The 1433-nt window shown below is 59.1% G+C and carries 1 protein-coding gene; it reads left to right on the forward strand.

Annotated features, from left to right (window positions below):
• Window positions 1-93: 93 nt before the first annotated feature.
• A partial coding sequence (locus Q1A53_RS23315; protein ID WP_299971797.1) for a recombinase family protein occupies window positions 94-1433 on the forward strand: 1340 nt, incomplete at its 3' end.

A 1433-nucleotide genomic window follows, 5' to 3' on the forward strand; every position in this document is an offset into this window, starting at 1 on the left:
GCTCCGCGTCGATGTGTTATCCTTGCTTACCGAAGAAGATACAGCGCATGAAACAGTTGCACCCCGTTCAACCCAAAACGATGAGGCGCACCCATGCAGAACTCCCAACGACAAATAGAGCCGGACCAAGCCGCTCTTATCTATTGCCGGGTCTCCGGTACTAAACAGGCCACCCAAGGCCACGGGCTCGAAAGCCAGGAATCGCGCTGCCGCGAATATGCCGCCCAGAAAGGCTACGGCGTCGAGGCGGTCTTCCCGGATGATGTGTCCGGCGGCGGCGACTTCATGAAGCGCCCCGGGATGATGGCGCTGCTCAGCTATCTCGATGCCCAGAAGGGTAAGCCCTACGTCGTGATCTTCGATGATCTCAAGCGCTTTGCCCGTGATACCGAATTCCATATCAAGCTCCGCAAGGCCTTCGCGATGCGCGGTGCAAAAGTGGAATGTCTGAACTTCCGCTTCGAAGACACGCCCGAGGGCAAGTTCATCGAAACCATCATCGCCGCACAAGGCGAGTTGGAACGCGAGCAGAACGGGCGCCAGACGCTGCAGAAGATGAAAGAGCGCGTGAAGCGCGGCTATTGGGTGTTCCCGGCCCCGATGGGCTACAAATATGAGAAAGACGGCTCACACGGCAAACTGCTGGTCCGTGACGAGCCATTGGCGAGTGTGATTGAAGAAGCACTCAATGGCTACGCCGCAGGTCGCTTTGGGACTCAGGCTGAGGTCCAGCGTTTTTTGCAAGATCAGCCGGTCTTTCCGAAAGGCCGCAACGGCGCTGTGCATCCACAGCGCGTGACCAATCTGCTCACCCGCCCCATCTATGCCGGTATGGTCGAGCATCCACCTTGGGGCATCACACTGCGACAGGGACACCACGCAGGCCTGATCAGCGCGTCCACCTTCCAGCGCATTCAGGATCGTCGCACGGGCGTGGCAAAGGTGCCCATGCGCGCCGATATCAACCGCGACTTCGTCTTACGCGGCGCTGTCTGCTGCGGTGATTGCGGCGTGCCCTACCGCTCGGCCTGGTCGCAAGGAAAGCGCAAGAAGTACGCCTATTACGTCTGCCAGACCAAGACCTGTGCCAGCTATGGCAAGTCGATTGCACGGAACAAGCTGGAGGGCGAGTTTGAAGAACTGCTGCAGAACATCACGCCGACAAAGCCTGCTTTTGCACTCGCGCGGACGATGTTCCGCAAAGCCTGGGACCAGCAGGTCGACAGTGCGGAGCAGGGCCGCAAAGAACTCCAGAAGCAGATCAAGGCCGCGGCACGCAAGTCAGAGGAGATTCTCGACAAGATCGTCGGCACGACCAACGAGCGTCTCGCGACCAGCCTCGAAAAGCGCTTCAACGAGCTTGAGTTGAACAAGGCCGCGCTCGAAGAAAAGCTGCAAAATCAGGGGCAACCACGCCGGTCGTTCGAGGAGGC

This window comes from uncultured Roseobacter sp. (assembly GCF_947496515.1).
Classification (GTDB): domain Bacteria; phylum Pseudomonadota; class Alphaproteobacteria; order Rhodobacterales; family Rhodobacteraceae; genus Roseobacter.